Genomic DNA, 20,710 nt, shown 5'->3' on the forward strand with positions numbered 1-20,710 from the left:
ATGTCTGGAAAGCCGGCCGGCGGCCGGCACTACCGTTGAATGCCATGCCGCAGCCACACGACCATTGCGACCACCTGCCCGGCGAGCACTGCACCGGCGATCACGACCACGCGCACGAGCTGCGGCTGATTCCACCGCCGTTGTCGCTGTACGTGCACCTGCCGTGGTGCGTGCGCAAATGCCCGTACTGCGATTTCAACTCGCACGCGGCCAAGGGTGAACTTCCGTTCGAGGCGTACATCGACGCGTTGATCCGCGACCTGGACCAGGACCTGCCGCTGGTCTGGGGCCGGGTGGTGAGCAGCGTGTTCTTCGGCGGCGGCACGCCCAGCCTGTTCCCGCCGGAGGCGATCGACCGCTTCCTGCAGGCGGCCTCGGCCCGGCTGCGTTTCGCGCCGAACCTGGAGGTGACCCTGGAGACCAACCCGGGCACCGCCGAGCACGGTCGCTTCGACCGCTACCGCGCTGCCGGGGTGAACCGGATCAGCTTCGGCATCCAGACCTTCAACGATGAGGCACTCAAGCGCCTGGGCCGCATCCACGACAGCGGCGAAGCCGAGCGCGCGGTGAAGCTGGCCCAGGACGCCGGCTACGACAACTTCAACATCGACCTGATGTATGCGCTGCCGCAGCAGACGCTTGCCCAGGCAGAACACGACCTGGAACGCGCCTTTGCGCTGCAGCCCACCCACCTGTCGCACTACCAGCTCACCCTGGAACCGAACACGGTGTTCTTCGCAAAGCCCCCTGCGGGCATTCCCGACGAGGATTCGGCGTGGGACATCCAGGAGCATTGCCAGGCCCTGCTCGCCGACGCCGGCTACGCCCAGTACGAGGTCAGCGCTTACGCCAGACCGGGACGACAGAGCGCGCACAACCTCAATTACTGGCGCTTCGGCGACTACCTGGGCATCGGCGCGGGTGCGCACGGCAAGATCAGCAGTGGCGCCGAACAGCACGTGCTGCGCCGCTGGAAGCACAAGCATCCGCAGACGTTCATGGACACTGCCGGCAGCGCCGCGGCGATCGGCGGCGATGACATCATCGATGCGCAGCGCCTGCCGTTCGAGTACATGCTCAACCTGCTGCGCCTGCATGAAGGCTTCACTCTGAAGGACTTCGAATCGCGCACCGGGCTGGCGCGGGCCGCCATCGCCGCGCCGCTGCAGGCCGCCATCGCGCGTGGCTGGATGACGCTCGACGGCGAGCATGCCCGTCCCACCGAGCTGGGCCGGCGCTTCACCAACGACGTGGTCGAGCTGTTCCTGCCGTAGAGCCGACCGTTGGTCGGCTGCTCTTGATCGTCGGCTCTTGATCGCCCGCCCCTGATCGCCCGCCACTGGTCGGAGGCCACGGGTCGGCCGACGTGCTCCGGCCCGGCAAGCCCATGCAGAACAGCCACCCCCGGCCGGCGCTACGCTGTCGGGGCATTCCTTCTGGCGGTGGCCGGGTGAAAACGGTAGATTCTGTGCACACAGGGGAGCCGGAACCACAACGGATGTCTGCGTCCGCACCTTCAACGTCCCAGACCGACCCGGCCCGTTTCGCCAGCGTGGCCGCGCCGCCGCGCGTGCGCCGGCTGCTGGCCGCCCTGCATGCACTGGCGGCGCAGACCCTGGCCAACCCGCTCAAGCTGACCATCGTGGAACTGGAACGCGAGCTGTTCCGCGAGGCCGAGCGCGCGCACAACAGCCAGATCCAGGCCGACATCTACGCCCAGGCCCGGCGCCTGCACGAGGTCAACGCACAGTTCGCCCCCTGTTTTCTGGAAGAACTGGCCACCACGCTGGCCGCTCTGCGCGAGCCGCGCATCCGCCATGCCCCGGTCACGCCCACGGCGGCGATGACCGCCACCACGCTGACCCTGGTCGCCGACACCGACATCGACCGTGACATCGTGCTGGTGGACATCATCCGCCGCGAGACCCAGCGTTCGGCCAGTGCGCTGCAGCTGCTCGGGCAGCGCTTTGGCGTGCTCGCCGCCGGGCCGGCGTTCGATGTCGAGGACCTGCCGTTCGGCCCGCAGGTGCTGTGCGGGATCGTGCGCGGGCTGGGCGAGCGCTTCGACCTGGGCATGGAAACCCAGCTCGCGCTGTACCGGGTGTTCGACCGCCAGCTGATCGAGCGACTCGGCGAACTGCTGGAACGCGCCAACATCCTGCTGGGGCACGAAGGCATCCTGCCCGGTCTGGTCTACACCCCGTACCTGGCGCGCTCGGCGACCACCCGTCGCATCGTCACCGGCCCGGAGCGCAACGCGGCTCCACGCGAAGGCGGCAAGGTCACCCGTCCGCTCACCGGCTGGAGCGGTTCGGCCGGCAGCGGCAGCTGGGCGGCGATGACCAGTGAAGCCATGGGCGCCCTGCCCGCCTCGCTACGCCCGGCGGCTACGCCGTCTGCGTCCACCACTTCCACGCAGGCGCCCCCGGAGGCCACGACGGGCGCTGCGCAGGACCTGTCCGCCCCGGCGATGTCGGCGCTGCACCAGTTGCTCGGCGCGGCACGTCAGGCCAGCGGCGGCGCTGTTGCCGGCGCCACTGCCGGCGCCGCCGGGCAGACCGCTGGCAGTACCGGCCACGTCACTGGCACTGGCGATACCCACAGCGCTGCCGACGGTGACGGTACGGCGGCAGCGCCTGCCTCGCCCACGTCGTCCTCGCCAGCGCCCTCCCCGGTCGCGGTGGCTACCGAGACCGTGCATGCCACCCTGGCCAAGCTGCAGGCGCAGGCCGTGGGCAGCGGCAGCGCGCGGCGCAGCATGGCCGACCTGCACAATGCGCTGCTGGCGCAGATGCGGGCCGACCATGGCCCGCAGGCGGCATTGACGGTCAAGGACAACGACACCTTCGATCTGCTGGACATGCTCTACGGGCAGATCCAGCGCGAAGTGCGCCCCGACGCGGTCGCCGCCGACCTGCTTGCCCGCCTGCAGGTGCCGGTGGCACGCGCGGCGCTGTCCGACCCGGCGTTTTTCGTGCGCGACCAGCACCCGGCCCGTGAGCTGCTCAACGCCGTGGCCGAAGCCGGTGCCAACTGGCTCGGCGAAGAAGACGTGGACCCGCAGCTGGTGCAGAAGCTCGGCCGAGCGGTTGACCAGGTGGTCGACGATTACCAGGGCGATGCCGCGGTGTTCGATGCGGCCAACGAAGACATCCAGCAGCATTTCCGCGCGCTGGCGCACAAGGCCGAACTGGCCGAGCGCCGCCACGTGGAAGCCGCCCGCGGCAAGGAACGCCTGGAAGCAGCCAAGCAGCAGGCCGGTGCCAGCATCGAACAGGTGTGCGCGCAGGCCGCGCCACCCCGCTTCGTGCAGTCGCTGCTCAAGCAGGCCTGGTCGGATGTGCTCACGCTGACCCTGTTGCGCCACGGCGAAGGTTCCGAACAATGGCAGCAGCGCGCGCAGGAAACCGCGCGCATCGCCGAGGTCACCTGCCTGCCACCGGGTACCGGGGCCAGTGACACCGAACTCGGCGGCCAGGTCGAGAGCGCACTGACCCAGGTCGGCTACCACCAGGATGAAGCCGCGGCGATCGCCCGTCGCCTGTCCACCCCCGGCGGCGAGGATGACAGCAGTTCACGCACGGAACTGACCGCGCGCATCCGCGCCCGCACCCGGCTGGGCGAACACGCCGAAGGCAACGAAGCGCGCAAAGTGGCGCCGCTGGCACGTACCGTCACCGAGGAAGACTGCTACCGCCAGCTGCGCACGCTGCCGTTCGGCACCTGGTTCGAGTTCACCACCAACCAGCAGGGCGACCTGCGCCGGCAGCGCCTGTCCTGGTACAGCCTGCTCACCGACAACGCACTGTTCGTCAATCCGCGCGGACAGAAGGTCGGCGAGCATTCGCTGGATGCGCTGGCGCGGCTGATGGCGCATGGCCAGGTGCGGATCGTCAGCGAGGACAAGAGCCGCCTGATCGACCGTGCCTGGCAGGCCACGCTGCGTACGCTGCGTTCGCTGGCCGGCACCGGCCCCGCCGTGGAGAGCGCGCAATGAGCACCGATACCGACACCGATACCCGCCGCGCGCCACGCCGCCAGGTCGCCGAACTGGTTCCGGTCACCGACATGCTGGCCGAGAGCGTGGTCGGGCGGCTGGGCAACGTCTCCGAGACCGGCATGCTGATGCTGGCCTCGGTGCCCATGCACGACGACGCGCTGTACCAGCTGCAGTTCGCCATCCCGGGGCCGCAGGGCCAGCTGCTGGCGCTGGACGTGGGCGCGCACCTGCTGTGGAGCGAGCAGACCCACGCACCGGGCCAGGCCTGGGTGGGTTTCCGCTTCCTCACCCTCAGCCGCGAGCACCGCGAGCAGCTGCGCGAGTGGATCGCACAGGAAACTTCGGCGGGCTGAGTGCCGGTTCCGGCACAGCGCGCCGCAGCCGATTGCGGCAGAATCAGGGGCTGCATTCCGCACTGTCGAACGAGCCCCCGCGATGAACCAGCCAGACCTCGGCGCCCTGTATTCCCACCACGTCAGCGTGCTGCGCCAGCGCGCCGACGAAGCGCTGGCACGCGGCGGCTTCGATCATCTGGTGATCCCCAGCGGCACCCAGCACTACCAGGTGTTCGACGACCGCGATTACCCCTATGCGGTCAACCCGAACTTCAAGGCCTGGCTGCCGCTGACCAGGCTGCCCTACAGCTGGCTGGTGTACACCCCGGGCCAGCGCCCGAAGGTGATCTTCTTCCAGCCGTTCGATTACTGGCACGTGGTGCCCGACGCCCCCAATGGCTGGTGGGTGGACCACTTCGACATCGAGATCATCCGTACCGCCGAGCAGGCGCTGGCGCTGCTGCCCTCCGACCCGGCACGGTGCGCCATCCTCGGCGAGCCACAGAGCACGCTGGGCGCATTCGCGCCGAACAACCCCGAACCGGTGCTGCACTACCTGGACTGGCAGCGCGGCTACAAGACCCCGTATGAAATCGCGCTGATGCGCCAGGCCCAGCGCCTGGGCGTCCGTGGCCACCGCGCTGCCGAAGCTGCGTTCCGCGCCGGCGCCAGCGAGTTCGAGATCCACATGGCCTACTGCAGGGCGGTCGGCCAGGATGCCAACGAGTTGCCGTACGGCAACATCATCGGTCTGAACGAACATGCCGCGGTGCTGCATTACACCGACCTCGGCCGCAGCGCGCCGACGCCGCTGCGCAGCTTCCTGATCGACGCCGGCGCCAGTGCCTGCGGCTACGCCAGCGACATCACCCGCACCTACGCGGCCGCCGGGCACGACGAGTTCCAGGCAATGATCGATGCGGTCGACGCCGCCCAGCAGCAGATGGCGGCCGGCGTGCGCGCGGGCGTGGATTACAAGCAACTGCACCTGGACGCGCACCTGTCGCTGATGGGCATCCTCAAGGACTTCGGCGTGCTCAAGGTCTCCCCGGAAGCGGCGCTGGCCACCGGCGTCAGCGCGGCCTTCTTCCCGCACGGGCTGGGCCACCTGATCGGCCTGCAGGTACACGACGTCGCCGGCTTCGCCGCCAGCGACCGCGGCGGCCGCATCGAGCGCCCGCAGGGCCATCCCTACCTGCGTCTGACCCGCGTGCTGGAGCCGGGCATGGTGGTTACCATCGAGCCCGGCGTCTACTTCATCGACATGCTGCTGGACGAAGTGAAGCAGGCCGGCAACGGCGACAGCATCGACTGGACGCGGGTCGATTTCTTCCGGCCCTACGGCGGTATCCGCATCGAAGACGAGGTGCTGTGCACCGAGGCCGACGCCGACAACCTGACCCGCCCGGCGTTCGCGGCAGCCGATTGAGGGGGGTGTAGAGCCACCCCATGGGTGGCTGCGCGCGGTGCCGGATCCCGGAGCAGCCACCCATGGGGTGGCTCTACCGGGGCGCAGGAACCGCAACCACGCCCGGTAGTGCCGTCAGCGCGAGGCCATCGCCTCTTCGATCTCATCGGCGCTGCGCGCCAGGGCCGCGGTCAGCACCCGGTGGCCGTCCCCGGTGATCAACACGTCATCCTCGGTACGGATGCCGATGCCGCGCCAGCGCGCCTCCACGCTGCGGTCGTCGGCGGACACGTACAGGCCCGGCTCGATGGTGAACACCATGCCCGGCTCCAGCATCCGCGAGTCGCCGGCCAGGCGGTAATCGCCCACGTCGTGCACGTCCAGCCCCAACCAATGACCGGTCTTGTGCCGGTAGAAACGCTGGTAGTGGCCGTCGGCGATGTTCTCTTCCAACGTCCCTTTCAGCAGTCCCAGCCGCAGCAGGCCTTCGGTCAGGGTCTGCACCGCCGCGAGATGGCCGGCTTCATAGGCATTGCCCGGCTTCGCCTGGGCCAGCGCCGCCGCCTGCGCCGCGCCGACCAGGTCGTGCAGCGCGCGCTGCTCGGCACTGAAACGGCCGTTCACCGGGAACGTGCGGGTGATGTCGCTGGCGTAGCCGCGGTACTCGGCACCGGCATCGATCAGTACCAGGTCGCCATCGCGCGAACGCGCGCTGTTGTCGCGGTAATGCAGGATGCAGCCGTTGGCGCCGGTGCCGACGATGCTGCTGTAGGCCGCGCACGCATCGTTGGCGCGGAACTCGCGCTCCAGGTCGGCCTGCAGCTCGTATTCGTGGATACCCGGCCGGGCCACGCGCATCGCCACCGCGTGCGCCTGCACGCTGATGTCGGCGGCGCGCTGCATCAGCGCGATCTCGGCGCTGGACTTGAACAGCCGCTGCTCGTGCAGCAGGTGGCCCAGTTCCAGGAATTCATGCGGCGGCTGCGCGCCATGTCGAACCTGCGCGCGTACCTGGTTGACCCAGCCGATCAGCTTGAGATCGAAATCGGCATCGCGCCCGAAGTGGTAGTACACCCGCGAGCGCCCTTCCAGCAGCCCGGGCAGGATCTCGTCCAGATCGTCGATCGGGTAGGCATCGTCCATCCCGTACTGCGACACCGCACCTTCCTGGCCGGCGCGCGCGCCATCCCAGGCTTCACGATCGGCATCGCGCTCGCGACAGAACAGGATCACTTCGCCATGGCGTCGGCCCGGAATCAGCACCAGCACCGCGTCCGGCTCGGGGAAGCCGCTGAGGTACCAGAAATCGGAGTCCTGGCGGAACGGATAATGCGTGTCCAGGCTGCGCACCCGCTCGGCGGCGGCCGGCAGTACCAGGATCGCATCGTCGCCGGCCATGTCCATCAACTGCTGGCGGCGACGGGCGTATTCGGCGGCGGAGATGCCGGTCAGCTGCCGGATATCCATCTCAGTTCAGGCGCTGCCGGTGACGTGCCGCCATCACGCAGTCGCCGTGCAGCAGCAGGACTGCCACGCGGACGAACTCTTCGATTTCGGCCAGCGCGTCTTCGTCATCGTCGTTGCCGCTTTCAAAGTCTTCGCTGGAGGCCTGGGCCAGCTTGGCCAGGTCGCTCAGGGCTTCTTCGCCCTCTTCGGACAGCGGCGGACGCTGACCGCCCGCGCCCAGCCCGAAGCCGCCCAGGAACGCACGCGCCCAGGCGAACAGCGCATCGGCCTGCGCGGCGGTATCGGCGTCATCGCTCAGCAGCAGTTCGAAGGCGAAGTCGCGGTCCTCCAGCTGCGCCACGCTGGCGCTCAGCAGCCGCGACAGCGCATCGCCGTCGGTCGGCAGCGGCAGGTTGTCATCGGCCAGCACCCGCGCCGGCCATTCACGCACCGGCGCACCGCCGGCCGACAGCCAGCCGCACAGGCCACCATGCAGTTCAGCGGCAGTGGCGCCCAGGCCCAACGCCTGGCTGGCCTGGTTCACGTCATCGACACTCGGAAGTTCGGTCATCTTGGGGCTCGATCGGAAAAAGGCGCCAGCAGCCCCGGTGGGCGGCGCTCTGGCAGCGTCACAGTGTAGCAATCCGCCCGTCCGCTTCGGGTCGCGATCGCCACCCGGGGCGCTCCCGGCAGGGACCGCGGGCCAGCCGCCGCAGGCCCCGTCATTATTCGCTTGACCGCCTCCACCGCCCTTGCCTATCGTGCCGGACATGGAACCTTCCGACGCCATCACCCAATTGCAGGCCTTCGCCGCCCGGGTGGAGGCGTTGCTGGAACGCAACCAGCGCCTGGCCGAGGAAAACCGCAGCCTGCGCCACCAGCAGGAACAACTGGTGGCCGAGCGCTCCCAGCTGCTGGCCAAGAACGAACAGGCCCGCTCCCGGGTCGAAGCGATGATCACCCGCCTCAAGTCCCTGGAGCAGCACACATGAGCCAGACCGAACCGGTCAGTGTCCGCATCCTGGACCGTGAATACACGGTGGGCGTGGGCGCGGAGGAACGCGAAATCCTCACTGCCGCCGCGCGCCTGCTGGACGCGAAGATGCGCGAGATCCGGGGCAGCAACCGCATGGCCGCCGTGGACCGGGTGGCCGTGCTGGCCGCGTTGAACCTGGCCCACGAACTGCAGCAGCTGCGCGATGAACATGCGCGCCAGGCCGTGGCCCTGCAGCAGACGCTGGCCGATTTGAACCGGCGCCTGGATCGGGCGATCGACGGGGCGTGAGCAGCCGACCAACGGTCGGCTCTACCGGGATCATTGGCGCAAGCGGCGGCGGTACGGTGTTCCACGCGATGTTTCATTGCACGCGGCCATCGCATTACCGTCATCGATCTGAATTCAGCTGCAATCGGACCGACGAACGGCCTATCGCTCGGCGCGTGCTTGGCTATAATGGCGACGCGTTCTCTGCTGTGAACGACGGCGTGTGCAAACATTCGCCTTGTCCCTTAATTACGACCACGGGTGCGCGACGGCGCCGGGAGTGCAAGTCCGCCTTGTAGCGGGAAGCCCGAAGGAGTCCCAGCGTACCCACTTGAACCCCGGGTTCAAGGTCGTTTCGCACGCATCGTCACCGCGGAGAATGCAGTATTCCTGCAAGAGCGACGCCCCATCGGGACGTCGCTCTTGTTTTATCCGCGCCCGCACCTCGCCCCGGACCCAGGCATGACCGACCCGCGCTCCGCACTGCGCCAGCAGCTGCGCCAACGCCGCCGAGACATCCCCGCCGCGCAGCGCCTGGCCGCGGCCGAGCAACTGGCCGATGGCCTGCTCCAGCTTCCGTTCGCACCCACCCACGGCTTCGTTGCCGGCTACTGGGCGATGGATGGCGAGATCGCGCTGCACCGCTGGCAGATGCAGTTGCCGCCAGCGCTGCAGTACTGCCTGCCGATCCTGCACGGCGACACCCTGCGCTTCGCGCCCTGGCGTCCCGGTCAGCCACTCACCAGCAACCGCTACGGCATTCCCGAACCCGACGTCGCGCCGGAGGCCACGCTGGCCCCGGAGCAGATGGCGCTGGTGGTCGCCCCGCTGGTCGGTTTCGATGCGCTGGGCCGGCGCCTTGGCATGGGAGGCGGCTGGTATGATCGCAGCTTCGCATTCCGCCACCAGCGACCGGCCCCGCCGTGGCTGGTCGGGGTCGGCTTCTCGGTCCAGCAGGTCGATGACCTGCCGGTGCAGCCCTGGGACGTCGCGGTGGATGCGATCTGCACCGAAGCGACCACCCTTGTTCCGGTGCCGGCCGATGGCCGGTACCTCACGCGATAGACAGAAAGACGGATGACCGCACGCAAGCGCTACTGGCTGATGAAGTCCGAACCGGACGCCTTTTCCATCGATGATCTGCAGCGCGTGGGCCGCGAGCCCTGGAATGGCGTGCGCAACTACCAGGCGCGCAACTTCATGCGCGACGGCATGAAGGTCGGCGACGGGGTGCTGTTCTACCACTCCAACACCAAAGTGCCGGGCATCGTGGGGATCGCCACCGTGGCCAGCGAGGCCTACCCGGACGATACCCAGTTCAACCCGAAGTCCGACTACTACGACCCCAAGGCCACCCGCGAAGAACCGCGCTGGATGCTGGTGGACGTGGCCTTCGAGCGCAAACTGCGCGACACCATTTCGCTGGACGAGATCAAGCTGCATGCCGATGCGCTGGGCGAGGGTTTCCCGCTCACCGCGCGCGGCAACCGCCTCTCGATCCTGCCGGTGACCGCAGCGCAGTGGAAGCTGCTGCTGTCGCTGGAAAAACACTGATCCCCCTTTCCCTCAAGAGTTTCCCGCCATGTCCGAAGCCAAGCGCCTGGCTGCCGAAAAAGCCCTGGAATACGTCGAAGACGGCATGATCGTCGGGGTCGGCACCGGCTCCACCGTTGCCTACTTCATCGACGGCCTGGCCCGCATCAAGCACCGTATCAAGGGCACCGTGTCCAGCTCGGAGCAGAGCACCGCCCAGCTGAAGTCGCATGGCATCGAAGTGATGGAGCTCAACCACACCGGCAACCTGTCGTTGTACGTGGACGGCGCCGACGAGTGCGACGGCAACAAGTGCCTGATCAAGGGCGGTGGCGCCGCGCTGACCCGCGAGAAGATCATCGCCGAGGCCAGCGAGCGCTTCGTGTGCATCATCGATCCGAGCAAGCAGGTGCCGGTGCTGGGCCGCTTCCCGCTGCCGGTGGAAGTGATCCCGATGGCACGCAGCCTGATCGCGCGCCGGATCATGGAAATGACCGGCGGCCAGCCGGCCTGGCGCGAAGGCGTGGTCACCGACAATGGCAACGCGATCCTGGACATCCACCACCTGCAGATCACCGACCCGGTCAAGCTCGAGCGCGAGCTCAACCAGCTGCCCGGCGTGGTCAGCGTGGGCCTGTTCGCCCGCCGCCCGGCCGACGTGGTGATCGTCGGCGGACAGCCGCCCAAGGTGTTCTGATTCCGTGGCCGGCCAGCGATGGCCGGCCTTTTTTCCTTCCGAGGTAGACCCGATGTCGCTGATCCGCCTGCTGCCACTGCTGCTCCTGATGTCCCTGACCGGCTGCGCCAGCACCGGGGCCCGTCACTGGGTGGAACTGGGCGGTGCCCGTTACCAGGTGGAACTGGCCACCGACGACGCCAGCCGCGCGCGCGGACTGATGTTCCGCGACCAGATGCCCGCCGACCACGGCATGCTGTTCCTGCATGAACGCCAGGAGCTGCAGGCGTACTGGATGAAGAACACCAAGATCGCGCTGGACATCCTGTACTTCGACGACCAGCGCCGACTGGTCAGCCAGCAGCGCGACGTGCCGCCGTGCTCGGCCGGCGACCGCTGCCCGCCCTATCCCAGCAGCGGCCCGGCCCGCTACGTGCTCGAACTCAACGCCGGTCAGGCGGAAAAGCTCGGTCTGAAGGACGGCACCGAGATCACCTTCGGTCCGGGCATCGCCGACCGTTGAATCCACGCCCTGCGTGCATGTCAGGCACGCCCGGTCTTTTCACGCCGGGCTGCTTGAAACCGGTCGCGTTTGTCGCCAGTCTGTAGCCATGCAGGGGCAGATGACATTGCCGACGTGGGATTCGCTGGCCGAGCTGGACGACGAGGCGTTGCCGCTGTTGCCCACCGCGCTGCTGATCGCCCGCGACGAATACCCCGACCTGGACCCCAAGGTCTACGACGCGTTGTTGCAGAGTCATGCCGACCACCTGCGCACCGAGGTGGACACCATCGAGCACTGGCCGCTGAAGATCGCCGCGGTCAACCGCCACCTGTTCGACGAGCTCGGCTACGGCGGCGACCACGGCGAGTATTACGACCCGCGCAACAGCTACCTCAACCAGGTGTTCGAACGCCGCCTGGGCAACCCGATCTCACTGGCGCTGGTGCAGATGGAAGTCGCGCGCCGGCTCGGCATTCCGCTGGACGGGGTGTCGTTCCCCGGGCATTTCCTGGTGCGGTTGCCGGTGGATGACGGCATGCTGGTGATGGACCCGTTCAACGGCGGACGCCCGCTGGATGTGGAAGAACTGCGCGAGCGAGCGCGTTCGCACCTCGGCGGGGAAACCCCGGACGACCATGTGCTGGCGCAGATCCTGGATGCGGCCCCGGCGCGCGCGATCCTGATGCGCATGCTGCGCAACCTGCATGGCGTGTACGTGGAACGCGGCGAATGGGACCGCGCAGCGCGCAGTGCGGACCGTCTGTTGAAGCTGGCCCCGGAACAGGACGATGCCCTGCGCGATCGCGGCCTGGCCTACCTGCACCTGGACTACCAGGCCGGCGCGCACCGCGATCTGGCCCTGTACCTGCAGCGCAACGGGCAGGCCACCGACGCGCAGTGGGTGCGCGAGCAACTGGTGGAGATCGGCGGACGGGCGCCGCGGTTGCATTGAGGGTTTCGGGTGCCTGGTTGCCGAGCGTGGCTCGGCACTACCACCGGGGGACCAGGACCTCGTACGGGTAGAGCCGAGCCATGCTCGGCTGCCTTCAATCGACTTCGACCATCTCGAAATCGTCCTTGGTCACGCCGCAATCCGGGCAGGTCCAGGTATCGGGGATGTCTTCCCAGCGGGTGCCCGGCGCGATGCCCTCGTCCGGCAAGCCCTCTTCTTCCCTGTACAGGAAGCCGCAGACAACGCACATCCAGGTGCGGAAAGTGGTGGCGGTGGCGTCGGTCATTGGATAATCACGGTTGGACAAGAACTGGCGATGGCCATTGTCCCACTCCCGTCGTGCTACCGGTAGCCACCGATGAATCCTGCTTCAGCCTCCACCGTACGCCCGCGTGGCGTCTACCTGATCACCCCTGACGAGCCCGACACTGCGCGGTTGCTGGCGCGCACCGCGCCGCTGCTCGCCGCGGGCGCGACCTGGCTGCAGTACCGCAACAAGACCGCCGACGCGGCGTTGAAACAGGCCCAGGCCACCGCCCTGCAGGCGCTGTGCGCCCAGCACCGGGTGCCCCTGATCATCAATGATGACCCGCTGCTGGCCCAAGCCGTGGACGCTGCCGGCGTGCACCTGGGCGGTACCGATGGCGACATCGGCGCCGCGCGTGGCCTGCTCGGGCCTACGGCCATCATCGGCGCATCCTGCTACGACCAGCTCGCCAATGCCGAACGGGCCGTGGCCGCCGGGGCCAGCTACGTGGCCTTCGGCGCGTTCTTCCCGACCACCACCAAGATCACCTCCAGCCGCGCCACCGTCGACCTGCTGCGGCAAAGCGCCGCACTGGGCGTACCGCGGGTGGCGATCGGCGGGCTGAGCCCGGACAATGTCGGTCCCCTCATCGAGGCCGGTGCCGATCTGGTCGCCGTGGTCAGCAGCGTGTTCGCCGCCGCCGATCCGGTCGCCACCCAGCGCGCCTTCCTCGCCCAGTTCCCGTAATACCCAGGACACCCCATGAACCACGACCAATCCCACGCCCTGTTCACCCGCGCCCGGAAGCTTCTGCCGGGCGGCGTCAACTCGCCGGTGCGCGCGTTCAAGTCGGTCGGGGGCGAGCCGTTCTTCGTGCAGCGGGCCGATGGCCCGTACCTGTACGACGTCGACGGCAACCGCTACATCGACTACGTCGGTTCGTGGGGCCCGATGATCGTCGGCCACAACCATGCCAGCGTGCGCCAGGCGGTCAAGCACGCGATCAACAACGGCCTGTCCTTCGGCGCGCCGTGCGAAGCCGAAGTGGTGATGGCTGATACCCTCACCCGGCTGATCCCGTCGTGCGAAATGGTGCGCATGGTCAACTCCGGCACCGAAGCGACGCTGTCGGCGATCCGCCTGGCGCGCGGCGCCACCGGCCGCAACCGCATCGTCAAGTTCGAAGGCTGCTACCACGGCCACGGCGACTCGTTCCTGGTCAAGGCCGGCAGCGGCATGCTGACCCTGGGCGTGCCGACCTCGCCGGGCGTGCCCGCGGGCCTGAGCGAACTCACGCTCACCCTGCCCTACAACGATTTCGACGCGGCCACCGCGCTGTTCGCCGAACAGGGCGAGCATATTGCCGGTCTGATCATCGAGCCGGTGGTTGGCAACGCCAACTGCATCCCGCCGCGCGAGGGCTACCTGCAGCACCTGCGCGCGCTGTGCACGCAGTACGGCGCACTGCTGATCTTCGACGAGGTGATGACCGGTTTCCGCGTCGCCCTCGGCGGCGCGCAGGCGTACTACGGCATCACCCCGGACCTGAGCACCTTCGGCAAGATCATCGGCGGCGGCATGCCGGTGGGCGCCTACGGTGGCCGCGCCGACCTGATGTCGCAGATCGCCCCGGCCGGCCCGATCTACCAGGCCGGTACGCTCAGTGGCAATCCGGTGGCGATGGCAGCCGGTCTGGCGATGCTGGAGCTGGTGCAGGCGCCGGGTTTCCACGACCGCCTTAGCGCCGCCAGCGCGCGCCTGTGCGCCGGACTGGAAGCGGCTGCCGCCGAGGCCGGCGTGGCCGTGACCACCAACCAGGTCGGTGGCATGTTCGGGCTGTTCTTCACCGACCAGAAGGTGGAAACCTATGCGCAGGCCACGTCCTGCGACATCAGCGCGTTCAACACCTTCTTCCACGCGATGCTCGAGCGCGGCGTGTTCCTGGCGCCGTCGGCGTACGAGGCCGGCTTCATGTCCAGCGCGCACGATGACAGCGTGATCGACGCAACCCTCGACGCGGCACGCGAAGCGTTCAAGGCAGTCAACGGCTGACCGCGTAGAGCCACGCCATGCGTGGCTGCTGTTCGAGCGGGATCGAACATTGCGTGCAGCCACCCATGGGGTGGCTCTACCCGGGCAATCCGAACACCGTAGAGCCACGCCATGCGTGGCTGCTCTTCGAGCGGGATCGAACATTGCGTGCAGCCACCCATGGGGTGGCTCTACCCGCGCGATCCGACCACCGTAGAGCCACGCCGTGCGTGGCTGCTGTTCGAGCCGGATCAAACATTGCGTGCAGCCACCCATCGGGTGGCTCTACCCGGGCAATCCGAACACCGTAGAGCCACGCCATGCGTGGCTGCTGTTCGAGCGGGATCAAACATTGCGTGCAGCCACCCATGGGGTGGCTCTACCCGGGCGATCCAACCACCGTAGAGCCACGCCATGCGTGGCTGCTGTTCGATCAGGCATTGCGTGCAGCCACCCATGGGGTGGCTCTACCCGCGCGATCCAACCACCGTAGAGCCACGCCGTGCGTGGCTGCTGTTCGATCAGGCATTGCGTGCAGCCACCATGGGGTGGCTCTACCCGGGCGATCCGACCACCGTAGAGCCACGCCATGCGTGGCTGCTGTTCGATCAGAGCTTGCGTGCAGCCGCAGGACGGCAGCCACGCCTCAACCGAAAACGAATCGGCCCTTCATCATCGCGAAGTGGCCCGGGAACGAGCAGAAGAACGTGTAGTCGCCGCCCTTGGCCAGCTTGGCCGTGGCGAAGGTGATGCTGGTGCTCTGGCCGCCACCGATCACCGGCGTATGTGCAAGGACGCGTACATCGCCCTTGGGCAGGTAGCTGTCGGCCAGGGTCATGCGCATGCCGGCCATCGCCACGGGCTGATAGTCCGCGCTGCGGGTCAGCACCCAGTTGTGGCCCATCGCGGTGGCTGCCAGCTTGCCGGTGTGGCGCAGGGTCAGCTTCACCTGCGTGCAGTCCGCGCCAACCTTGATCTCCTTCTGGCTGTAGCTCATCTGGTCGGTGCTGTCGATGTTGACCGCGCACACGCGGGCATGGGCAGCCGGGGCCAGCATCAGGCCGGCGAGCAACACGGGGGCAAGCAGTTTCACGGCGATCTCCAACAATCAGTCCGGAGATTCTAGACAGCCGCCTCGCCGCCCACCTGCGACGCGATGTCGCAGCGCGTGCCGCAAGTAGGTTACGGTCAGCACTGGACCTGGACGAACGTTGCCGATGCCGGTTGCCGTGGACTGCCTGCTGCTGGATTTCGATGGTGTGCTGGTGCGCCATGCGCGTCACCTGCGCGTGCGTCACCTTGCCGCCAGCACCGGCCGCAGCGCCGCACTGGTGCAGGCGGCGTTGTTCGACAGTGGGCTGGAGCAACAGCATGATGCCGGGCTGGACAGTGCGCTCTATCTGCTGCAACTGGGTGCTGCATTGGGTACCACGGTGAGCGTCGCGCAATGGCAGGACGCACGCATTGCCGCGTCGCCGCCGCAGGCCGGCGTGATCGAACGCATCGAGCGCATCGCGCGCGACCTGCCGATCGCCATCCTGACCAACAACGGCGCGCTCATGGTTCCGACCATCCCGCGCATCCTCCCCACCCTCGCCGAGGCCTTGCAAGGGCGCATCCTGTGCAGCGGCGCACTCGGTGCACGCAAACCGGACCCGGCCGTGTTCGCCCAGGCCATGGTGCGGATTGGCGCACGCCCCGGGCGCACGCTGTTCATCGATGACCTGTTCGTCAACGTGCGCGGTGCGCGGCAGGCAGGACTGCACGCGGAAACGGCGACCGACAGCCGCAGCATCGGTAAGGTGTTGAAGCGCTACGGCCTGGCGTAGAACCTATCGTTGGTCGGCTGCGTTTACCCCAGGACAACGGCAGCCGACCAACGGTCGGCTCTACCGTGAGGCGATGAAGGAGGCGATCGCGGCGCGCAGCCGCTTGAGGCCCTCGGCGATTTCTTCATCGGTGATGTTCAGCGCCGGCACGAAGCGCAGTACATCCGGACCGGCCTGCAGGGTCAGCAGGCCATGGTCGGCGGCGTGGTCCAGGATCGCGCCGGCCTGGCCGGCGAAATCCCTGTCCAGCACCGCGCCCAGCATCAGGCCGCGGCCACGGACCTGGCTGAACACCTTGAACTCGTCGTTGATCCTGTCCAGTCCATCGCGCAGCGCCTGCGACTGGCGGCTGACGTTGTGGGCGATCTCCGGCGAGGACAGCTTGCGCAGCGCCACGCGCGCCACTGCGGCGGCCAGCGGGTTGCCGCCGAAGGTGGTGCCGTGCGCGCCGAACTGCATCACCTCGGCCACCTTGGGGCCGGCCAGCATCGCGCCGATCGGGAAACCGCCGCCGAGGGCCTTGGCCAGGGTCACGATGTCCGGTTTGATGTTGTCCTGCCAGTGCGCGAACAGGGTGCCGGTGCGGCCCATGCCGGCCTGGATCTCGTCGAGCACCATCAGCGCATTGTGCTGGTCGCACAGGTCGCGGATGCGCTGCATGAAACCGGGCTTGGTCGGCATAACGCCGCCCTCGCCCTGGATCGGCTCGAGCATGACCGCGGCCACGTCGCCGGCGGCCATCGCGGTTTCCAGCTGCACCTCGTCGTTGAAATCGACGTAGCGGAAGCCACCGGGCAGCGGCTCGTAGCCCTCCTGGTACTTGGGCTGGGCGGTGGCGGTTACCGCCGCCAGCGTGCGGCCGTGGAAGCTGCCGCGGAAGGTCACGATCACCCGCTGGTGGGCCGGACGGCCCTGCGAAGAGGCCCACTTGCGCACCAGCTTGATCGCCACTTCATTGGCTTCGGCGCCGGAGTTGCACAGGAACACCCGCTCGGCGAAGCGCGAGGAAGTGACCAGTTCTTCGGCCAGGCGCAGCGGCGGCTCGCTGTAGAACACGTTGCTGGTGTGCCACAGCTTGCCGGCCTGCTCGATCAGCGCGGCGGTCAGGTCCGGGTCGTTGTGGCCCAGGCCGCACACCGCGATACCGGCGGCCAGGTCGATGAATTCACGGCCCTGGGTGTCCCAGACGCGCGCGCCCTGGCCGCGTTCGAGCACCACCTGGCGCGGTTTGTAGACCGGCAGGTAGTAATGCGACAGGGACAGGAGCGGATCGGTGGCGGCGGCGGTCATGGCAGTCAGGGTGGTCAGGGAAGGCCCATTCTCGCGCTTCCACCGGCTGGGGCACAATGCGCCCATGCGACCGTTCAGTGCCCCCCAGCTCAATCCCGCCACCGAGACCGGCTGGCGCCGGACCTGGTTCGACATCATCTACCGCCACGACACCCGGCCCTCGCGCAATTTCGACCTGCTGCTGGTCTACGCGATCATCGCCAGCGTGCTGGTGGTGATGTTCGACAGCGTGCAGCGCTTCCATATCGCCCACGCGGACTGGCTCTACGTGGTCGAATGGGGCTTCACCATCCTGTTCACCGCCGAGTACCTGCTGCGCCTGGCGGTGGTCAAACGCCCGCTGCGCTACGCCTTCAGCGTGTGGGGCATCATCGACCTGGCCTCGATCCTGCCCACCTACCTGTCCCTGTTCATTCCCGGCGCGCAGAGCCTGCTGGTGGTGCGCGCGCTGCGCATCCTGCGCGTGTTCCGCATCCTCAAGCTGACCCGCTACATCGAAGAAAGCGGCGTGCTGATGGAATCGCTGTGGCGCAGCCGGCGCAAGGTGCTGCTGTTCCTGTTCACGGTGGTCACCATCACGATCATCGCCGGCACCCTGATGTACGTGATCGAAGGCCCCAACCACGGTTTCACCAGCATTCCCAGCAGCATGTACTGGGCGGTGGTGACGATGGCCACGGTGGGCTTTGGCGACATCGTGCCGCAGACCGTGTTGGGACGCTTCGTCACCTCGGTGCTGATCCTGATCGGCTACAGCATCATCGCCGTGCCCACCGGGATCTACACCGCCGAACTGGCCAGCACCATGCGCGATGCCGAGCACGCCGCACGGCGCGATGCACGCGGCTGCCCGCACTGTGGGCTGGAAGGCCACGAGCCCGATGCGCTGCATTGCCGCCATTGCGGCGGGAAACTGCCACCGGTGTTCAACGCCTGAGCCCTGCAGGCCGGCGCGCGGCGCGGCGTTCGCCGACCCGCCGCGTTGACGCTGTCGTTGCCGACAGCGCCTTGTTGCGGCGCCCTAGCGCGACAGCTGGTTGCTGGCGTCGACCAGATCGTTGTAGCTGTCGGTCACCGCTTCGGCCGAACCCTGCGGGTTGCCGATACGGCCCCCACCCTGCATCAGCAACTGCTCGCTGCGGGTCAGCGGCTTGTTTTCCTGCAGGCGGTCCACGCGACGCCCTGCATCACGGGCCAGCCCATCGGCAGCGCGCTCCAGGTGGCCCCACATCGCATCGCCCTTGCCGATCTTGTCGTCCTGGGCCTGCTTCAGCAGGGCCTGGAAGGCGGCCAGCTGGGTGCGGGCCACGGCCAGGTCCGGCGTCTCGGCCGTCAGCAGCGCCACCAGCTGCTTGGCATCACCCACGATCCGGAGCTGGTAGTACGACGCGGAGCGCCCTTCGGCCGCCTCGATCTCCTTCAGCTGGGCGTGACGGCGCTCGTCCTCGCGCTTCTCCAGCGCGGCGTCCAGCGCATCGCTGGCATCGAAGAAGACCATGTAGGCCTGCATCAGCGGGCCGTGCTGGGCGCGCATACCGGCGTGGTCGTCACGCAGATAGTCCTCGCGGGTGTAGTAACGGTCGGTCTGTTCGATCAGCGCGTACAGATCAACGAAGCGCTGCTGATAGGCGCGTGCAGGCGGGTCGAGTGCCGCATCGGCCGGGGTCATCGCCAGCGCCGCCACCATCGGTTCATTGCACAGTGCGACGCGGTGCGACAGCACCATGCCCGGCCCGCGCACGTGCGTCTCCTTGCCGGTCGGGCCGGCCTTCGGATCCTGCATCCAGCCGGTGTACTGCTGGAAGCCTTCGTGAATCGGCTGCTCCACGGCGTTGAAACACGCGACGTAGGCATTCACCTTTTCAACGCCTTCGGTATCGACGGCATGCGAGGGGCCTTTGCTGCAGGCGCCGAGCAGGCCGATGACGGCAATGGCTGCGACAAGCGATGCACTTCGTTTGCGATGGGACATTCAACAGACCAGACAAAAGGCGGCACGCACAGTAGCAGCTGTGCGTGGAGCTTTTGTCGACGCCCTCGCCCTGCAACGCTGCCGCAGGCTCACGCCAGGAACAGATCCGGCAGCAGCGCGCGTGATGGGTCCACCGCGTAGACGCTCCAGCTCGGTGATGCGGGGCCGTGCCGATGCGACGAGCGGCGGTCGTGGATCCGTGCCCCGCCGCAGCGCGACAGGTTCAGCGCGAACCCCGGATCCGGCTCAGTCGATTGCTGGCGGCGACCAGGTCGTTGTAGCTGGCGTTGAGTTCCTCGGCCGACCCCTGCGGATTGCCGATCCGGCCACCGCGCTGCATCAACATCTTCTCGCTTTGGGTGAGTGGCTTGTTGGCCTGCAGGCGTTCGACGCGACGGCCCGCGTCACGGGCGAGCACATCGGCGGCGCGCTCAAGGTATCCCCACATGGCATCCCCCTGACCGACCCTGTCCGCCTGGGCCTGCTTCAGCAGCGCCTGGAAGTCGGCCAGACGGGCACGCGCGAGCGCCAAATCCGGGGACTGGCCGCCCAACTGGGTCACCAGCTGCTTGCCATCGCCGAGGATTTTCAGCTGGTAGTAGGCGGCAGAGCGCCCTTGTTCCGCTTCGATGTCGTCCAGCTGCGCCTGACGGCGCTCATCTTCCCGCGCATCCAACGCCGCGTTCAGGACGGTGCTGGCCTGAAAGAACGCCGCGTACGCCTGCATCAAAGGGCCATGCTGGTTGCGTACGCCGGCGCGATCATCCCGCAGATAGTCTTCGCGCGTGTAGTAGCGGTCTACCTGCTCGATCAACGCGTGTAGTTCAAGGAAGCGCTGCTGGTACGCCCGGGCGACGGGATCCAGCGCGACATCCGCAGGCACCATGGCCAGGGCGGCGACAATCGGATCCTCGCATCGGTCCACGTTGTGTGACAGGGGCACGCCAGGGCCGCGCATCCCCTTCTCGGTTCCTGCAGGACCGGCCTCCGGATCTTTCATCCAGCTGATGTAACGGAGATACCCTTCGCGGACAGGACCCTCCACCGCGTTGAAACACGCGATGTAGGCGTTGGTTTTCTCGATGCTCTGGGCGCTGGGCATGCCGGGAGCGCCCTTGCTGCAGGCGCCGAGCAGGCTGACGAGGGCAACGACGGCAGCCAGGGACAGGTGATGATTTCGGCGGGACATACGGCGGCACACACGGGAGGGGGCGTGCACGGT

22 protein-coding genes and 1 other RNA gene are annotated in these 20,710 nt (G+C 67.9%); 16 read left to right on the forward strand and 7 right to left on the reverse strand.

Going from position 1 to position 20,710, the window contains the following annotated elements; genetic code table 11:
• The first annotated feature begins 44 nt into the window (after positions 1 to 44).
• The 4 genes from hemW (at position 45) to pepQ (ending at position 5,764) form a co-directional block, all read left to right on the forward strand.
• Positions 45 to 1,274, forward strand: coding sequence for a radical SAM family heme chaperone HemW (gene hemW, locus RTO53_RS00640; protein WP_312235969.1), 1,230 nt, complete (start codon positions 45 to 47; stop codon positions 1,272 to 1,274).
• A 224-nt stretch (positions 1,275 to 1,498) separates the two neighbouring features.
• Positions 1,499 to 3,997 carry a DUF1631 domain-containing protein gene (locus tag RTO53_RS00645; RefSeq protein ID WP_312235970.1) on the forward strand — a complete coding sequence of 833 codons (2,499 nt, stop codon included), beginning with the start codon at positions 1,499 to 1,501 and terminating at the stop codon, positions 3,995 to 3,997.
• Positions 3,994 to 4,353, forward strand: a complete 360-nt coding sequence (locus RTO53_RS00650; RefSeq protein WP_312235971.1) for a PilZ domain-containing protein — start codon at positions 3,994 to 3,996, stop codon at positions 4,351 to 4,353. The genes RTO53_RS00645 and RTO53_RS00650 overlap by 4 nt, the downstream gene beginning before the upstream one ends.
• Before the next feature lie 82 nt (positions 4,354 to 4,435).
• Entirely contained in the window at positions 4,436 to 5,764 is a 1,329-nt protein-coding gene (gene pepQ, locus RTO53_RS00655) for a Xaa-Pro dipeptidase (RefSeq protein ID WP_312235972.1), read from the forward strand.
• Between the two features lie 114 nt (positions 5,765 to 5,878).
• Here the strand turns inward: pepQ and RTO53_RS00660 are convergent, their stop codons facing one another.
• Both RTO53_RS00660 and RTO53_RS00665 read right to left on the reverse strand, forming a co-directional pair.
• Entirely contained in the window at positions 5,879 to 7,204 is a 1,326-nt protein-coding gene (locus tag RTO53_RS00660) for an aminopeptidase P N-terminal domain-containing protein (protein WP_312236012.1), read from the reverse strand.
• Positions 7,205 to 7,211: 7 nt separating this feature from the next.
• On the reverse strand, positions 7,212 to 7,760 hold the full coding sequence (locus RTO53_RS00665) for a UPF0149 family protein (protein ID WP_312235973.1): 549 nt from the start codon (positions 7,758 to 7,760) through the stop codon (positions 7,212 to 7,214).
• A 199-nt stretch (positions 7,761 to 7,959) separates the two neighbouring features.
• Here RTO53_RS00665 and RTO53_RS00670 point away from each other — a divergent pair, with 199 nt between their 5' ends.
• From RTO53_RS00670 to RTO53_RS00705, 8 genes are all read left to right on the forward strand, one after another.
• A complete protein-coding gene (locus tag RTO53_RS00670) occupies positions 7,960 to 8,181 on the forward strand; it encodes a TIGR02449 family protein (RefSeq protein ID WP_038686482.1) in 222 nt (73 codons plus the stop codon).
• Positions 8,178 to 8,474, forward strand: coding sequence for a cell division protein ZapA (locus tag RTO53_RS00675; RefSeq protein ID WP_259207475.1), 297 nt, complete (start codon positions 8,178 to 8,180; stop codon positions 8,472 to 8,474). Before RTO53_RS00670 ends, RTO53_RS00675 begins: the two co-directional genes overlap by 4 nt.
• A 177-nt stretch (positions 8,475 to 8,651) precedes the next feature.
• Positions 8,652 to 8,836, forward strand: a non-coding RNA gene (ssrS, locus tag RTO53_RS00680) — 6S RNA.
• Between the two features lie 79 nt (positions 8,837 to 8,915).
• Positions 8,916 to 9,518, forward strand: coding sequence for a 5-formyltetrahydrofolate cyclo-ligase (locus tag RTO53_RS00685; RefSeq protein WP_312235974.1), 603 nt, complete (start codon positions 8,916 to 8,918; stop codon positions 9,516 to 9,518).
• Between the two features lie 12 nt (positions 9,519 to 9,530).
• Positions 9,531 to 10,007: an EVE domain-containing protein gene (locus RTO53_RS00690; protein ID WP_137190237.1), complete on the forward strand. Its 477-nt coding sequence runs from the start codon at positions 9,531 to 9,533 to the stop codon at positions 10,005 to 10,007.
• A gap of 28 nt (positions 10,008 to 10,035) precedes the next feature.
• Positions 10,036 to 10,683 (forward strand): ribose-5-phosphate isomerase RpiA, encoded by a 648-nt coding sequence (gene rpiA, locus RTO53_RS00695; protein WP_312235975.1) that lies wholly within the window; start codon positions 10,036 to 10,038, stop codon positions 10,681 to 10,683.
• Between the two features lie 52 nt (positions 10,684 to 10,735).
• Positions 10,736 to 11,185 (forward strand): DUF192 domain-containing protein, encoded by a 450-nt coding sequence (locus tag RTO53_RS00700; protein ID WP_312235976.1) that lies wholly within the window; start codon positions 10,736 to 10,738, stop codon positions 11,183 to 11,185.
• Positions 11,186 to 11,273: 88 nt separating this feature from the next.
• Positions 11,274 to 12,119: a tetratricopeptide repeat protein gene (locus RTO53_RS00705; RefSeq protein WP_312235977.1), complete on the forward strand. Its 846-nt coding sequence runs from the start codon at positions 11,274 to 11,276 to the stop codon at positions 12,117 to 12,119.
• Positions 12,120 to 12,213: 94 nt separating this feature from the next.
• On the opposite strand, the gene RTO53_RS00710 is transcribed toward RTO53_RS00705, so the two are convergent.
• Positions 12,214 to 12,405: a rubredoxin gene (locus RTO53_RS00710; RefSeq protein ID WP_312235978.1), complete on the reverse strand. Its 192-nt coding sequence runs from the start codon at positions 12,403 to 12,405 to the stop codon at positions 12,214 to 12,216.
• Positions 12,406 to 12,477: 72 nt separating this feature from the next.
• Here RTO53_RS00710 and thiE point away from each other — a divergent pair, with 72 nt between their 5' ends.
• Both thiE and hemL read left to right on the forward strand, forming a co-directional pair.
• Entirely contained in the window at positions 12,478 to 13,113 is a 636-nt protein-coding gene (gene thiE / locus RTO53_RS00715; protein ID WP_312235979.1) for a thiamine phosphate synthase, read from the forward strand.
• 15 nt (positions 13,114 to 13,128) lie between these two features.
• On the forward strand, positions 13,129 to 14,418 hold the full coding sequence (gene hemL, locus RTO53_RS00720) for a glutamate-1-semialdehyde 2,1-aminomutase (RefSeq protein WP_312235980.1): 1,290 nt from the start codon (positions 13,129 to 13,131) through the stop codon (positions 14,416 to 14,418).
• A 625-nt stretch (positions 14,419 to 15,043) separates the two neighbouring features.
• Here the strand turns inward: hemL and azu are convergent.
• A complete protein-coding gene (gene azu / locus RTO53_RS00725; protein ID WP_312236013.1) occupies positions 15,044 to 15,454 on the reverse strand; it encodes an azurin in 411 nt (136 codons plus the stop codon).
• A 160-nt stretch (positions 15,455 to 15,614) separates the two neighbouring features.
• Here azu and RTO53_RS00730 point away from each other — a divergent pair, with 160 nt between their 5' ends.
• Positions 15,615 to 16,226 (forward strand): HAD-IA family hydrolase, encoded by a 612-nt coding sequence (locus tag RTO53_RS00730; protein WP_312235981.1) that lies wholly within the window; start codon positions 15,615 to 15,617, stop codon positions 16,224 to 16,226.
• A 60-nt stretch (positions 16,227 to 16,286) separates the two neighbouring features.
• On the opposite strand, the gene RTO53_RS00735 is transcribed toward RTO53_RS00730, so the two are convergent.
• On the reverse strand, positions 16,287 to 17,516 hold the full coding sequence (locus RTO53_RS00735) for an acetylornithine transaminase (protein WP_312235982.1): 1,230 nt from the start codon (positions 17,514 to 17,516) through the stop codon (positions 16,287 to 16,289).
• 64 nt (positions 17,517 to 17,580) lie between these two features.
• On the opposite strand from RTO53_RS00735, the gene RTO53_RS00740 reads away from it, so the two are divergent.
• The gene (locus RTO53_RS00740; protein WP_312235983.1) at positions 17,581 to 18,453 is read left to right on the forward strand and encodes an ion transporter; all 873 of its coding nucleotides are present in this window, start codon (positions 17,581 to 17,583) and stop codon (positions 18,451 to 18,453) included.
• Positions 18,454 to 18,537: 84 nt separating this feature from the next.
• Here RTO53_RS00740 and RTO53_RS00745 read toward each other — a convergent pair whose 3' ends face one another.
• Together RTO53_RS00745 and RTO53_RS00750 are read right to left on the reverse strand one after the other, a co-directional pair.
• On the reverse strand, positions 18,538 to 19,488 hold the full coding sequence (locus tag RTO53_RS00745; protein ID WP_312235984.1) for a YiiG family protein: 951 nt from the start codon (positions 19,486 to 19,488) through the stop codon (positions 18,538 to 18,540).
• A gap of 223 nt (positions 19,489 to 19,711) precedes the next feature.
• On the reverse strand, positions 19,712 to 20,707 hold the full coding sequence (locus RTO53_RS00750; protein WP_312236014.1) for a YiiG family protein: 996 nt from the start codon (positions 20,705 to 20,707) through the stop codon (positions 19,712 to 19,714).
• Positions 20,708 to 20,710 lie beyond the last annotated feature (3 nt).

It is taken from the genome of Stenotrophomonas sp. (assembly GCF_031995405.1).
Taxonomy (GTDB): domain Bacteria; phylum Pseudomonadota; class Gammaproteobacteria; order Xanthomonadales; family Xanthomonadaceae; genus Stenotrophomonas.

What these genes read in the sequence shown, in the direction of transcription:
- hemW (WP_312235969.1), top strand. Translation starts at nt 45, where the DNA reads ATGCCGCAGCCACACGACCATTGCGACCACCTGCCCGGCGAGCACTGC.
- RTO53_RS00645 (WP_312235970.1), top strand. Translation starts at nt 1,499, where the DNA reads ATGTCTGCGTCCGCACCTTCAACGTCCCAGACCGACCCGGCCCGTTTC.
- RTO53_RS00650 (WP_312235971.1), top strand. Translation starts at nt 3,994, where the DNA reads ATGAGCACCGATACCGACACCGATACCCGCCGCGCGCCACGCCGCCAG.
- pepQ (WP_312235972.1), top strand. Translation starts at nt 4,436, where the DNA reads ATGAACCAGCCAGACCTCGGCGCCCTGTATTCCCACCACGTCAGCGTG.
- RTO53_RS00665 (WP_312235973.1), bottom strand. Translation starts at nt 7,760, where the DNA reads ATGACCGAACTTCCGAGTGTCGATGACGTGAACCAGGCCAGCCAGGCG.
- RTO53_RS00670 (WP_038686482.1), top strand. Translation starts at nt 7,960, where the DNA reads ATGGAACCTTCCGACGCCATCACCCAATTGCAGGCCTTCGCCGCCCGG.
- RTO53_RS00675 (WP_259207475.1), top strand. Translation starts at nt 8,178, where the DNA reads ATGAGCCAGACCGAACCGGTCAGTGTCCGCATCCTGGACCGTGAATAC.
- RTO53_RS00685 (WP_312235974.1), top strand. Translation starts at nt 8,916, where the DNA reads ATGACCGACCCGCGCTCCGCACTGCGCCAGCAGCTGCGCCAACGCCGC.
- RTO53_RS00690 (WP_137190237.1), top strand. Translation starts at nt 9,531, where the DNA reads ATGACCGCACGCAAGCGCTACTGGCTGATGAAGTCCGAACCGGACGCC.
- rpiA (WP_312235975.1), top strand. Translation starts at nt 10,036, where the DNA reads ATGTCCGAAGCCAAGCGCCTGGCTGCCGAAAAAGCCCTGGAATACGTC.
- RTO53_RS00700 (WP_312235976.1), top strand. Translation starts at nt 10,736, where the DNA reads ATGTCGCTGATCCGCCTGCTGCCACTGCTGCTCCTGATGTCCCTGACC.
- RTO53_RS00705 (WP_312235977.1), top strand. Translation starts at nt 11,274, where the DNA reads ATGCAGGGGCAGATGACATTGCCGACGTGGGATTCGCTGGCCGAGCTG.
- RTO53_RS00710 (WP_312235978.1), bottom strand. Translation starts at nt 12,405, where the DNA reads ATGACCGACGCCACCGCCACCACTTTCCGCACCTGGATGTGCGTTGTC.
- thiE (WP_312235979.1), top strand. Translation starts at nt 12,478, where the DNA reads ATGAATCCTGCTTCAGCCTCCACCGTACGCCCGCGTGGCGTCTACCTG.
- hemL (WP_312235980.1), top strand. Translation starts at nt 13,129, where the DNA reads ATGAACCACGACCAATCCCACGCCCTGTTCACCCGCGCCCGGAAGCTT.
- azu (WP_312236013.1), bottom strand. Translation starts at nt 15,454, where the DNA reads ATGCTGGCCCCGGCTGCCCATGCCCGCGTGTGCGCGGTCAACATCGAC.
- RTO53_RS00730 (WP_312235981.1), top strand. Translation starts at nt 15,615, where the DNA reads ATGCCGGTTGCCGTGGACTGCCTGCTGCTGGATTTCGATGGTGTGCTG.
- RTO53_RS00735 (WP_312235982.1), bottom strand. Translation starts at nt 17,516, where the DNA reads ATGACCGCCGCCGCCACCGATCCGCTCCTGTCCCTGTCGCATTACTAC.
- RTO53_RS00740 (WP_312235983.1), top strand. Translation starts at nt 17,581, where the DNA reads ATGCGACCGTTCAGTGCCCCCCAGCTCAATCCCGCCACCGAGACCGGC.
- RTO53_RS00745 (WP_312235984.1), bottom strand. Translation starts at nt 19,488, where the DNA reads ATGTCCCATCGCAAACGAAGTGCATCGCTTGTCGCAGCCATTGCCGTC.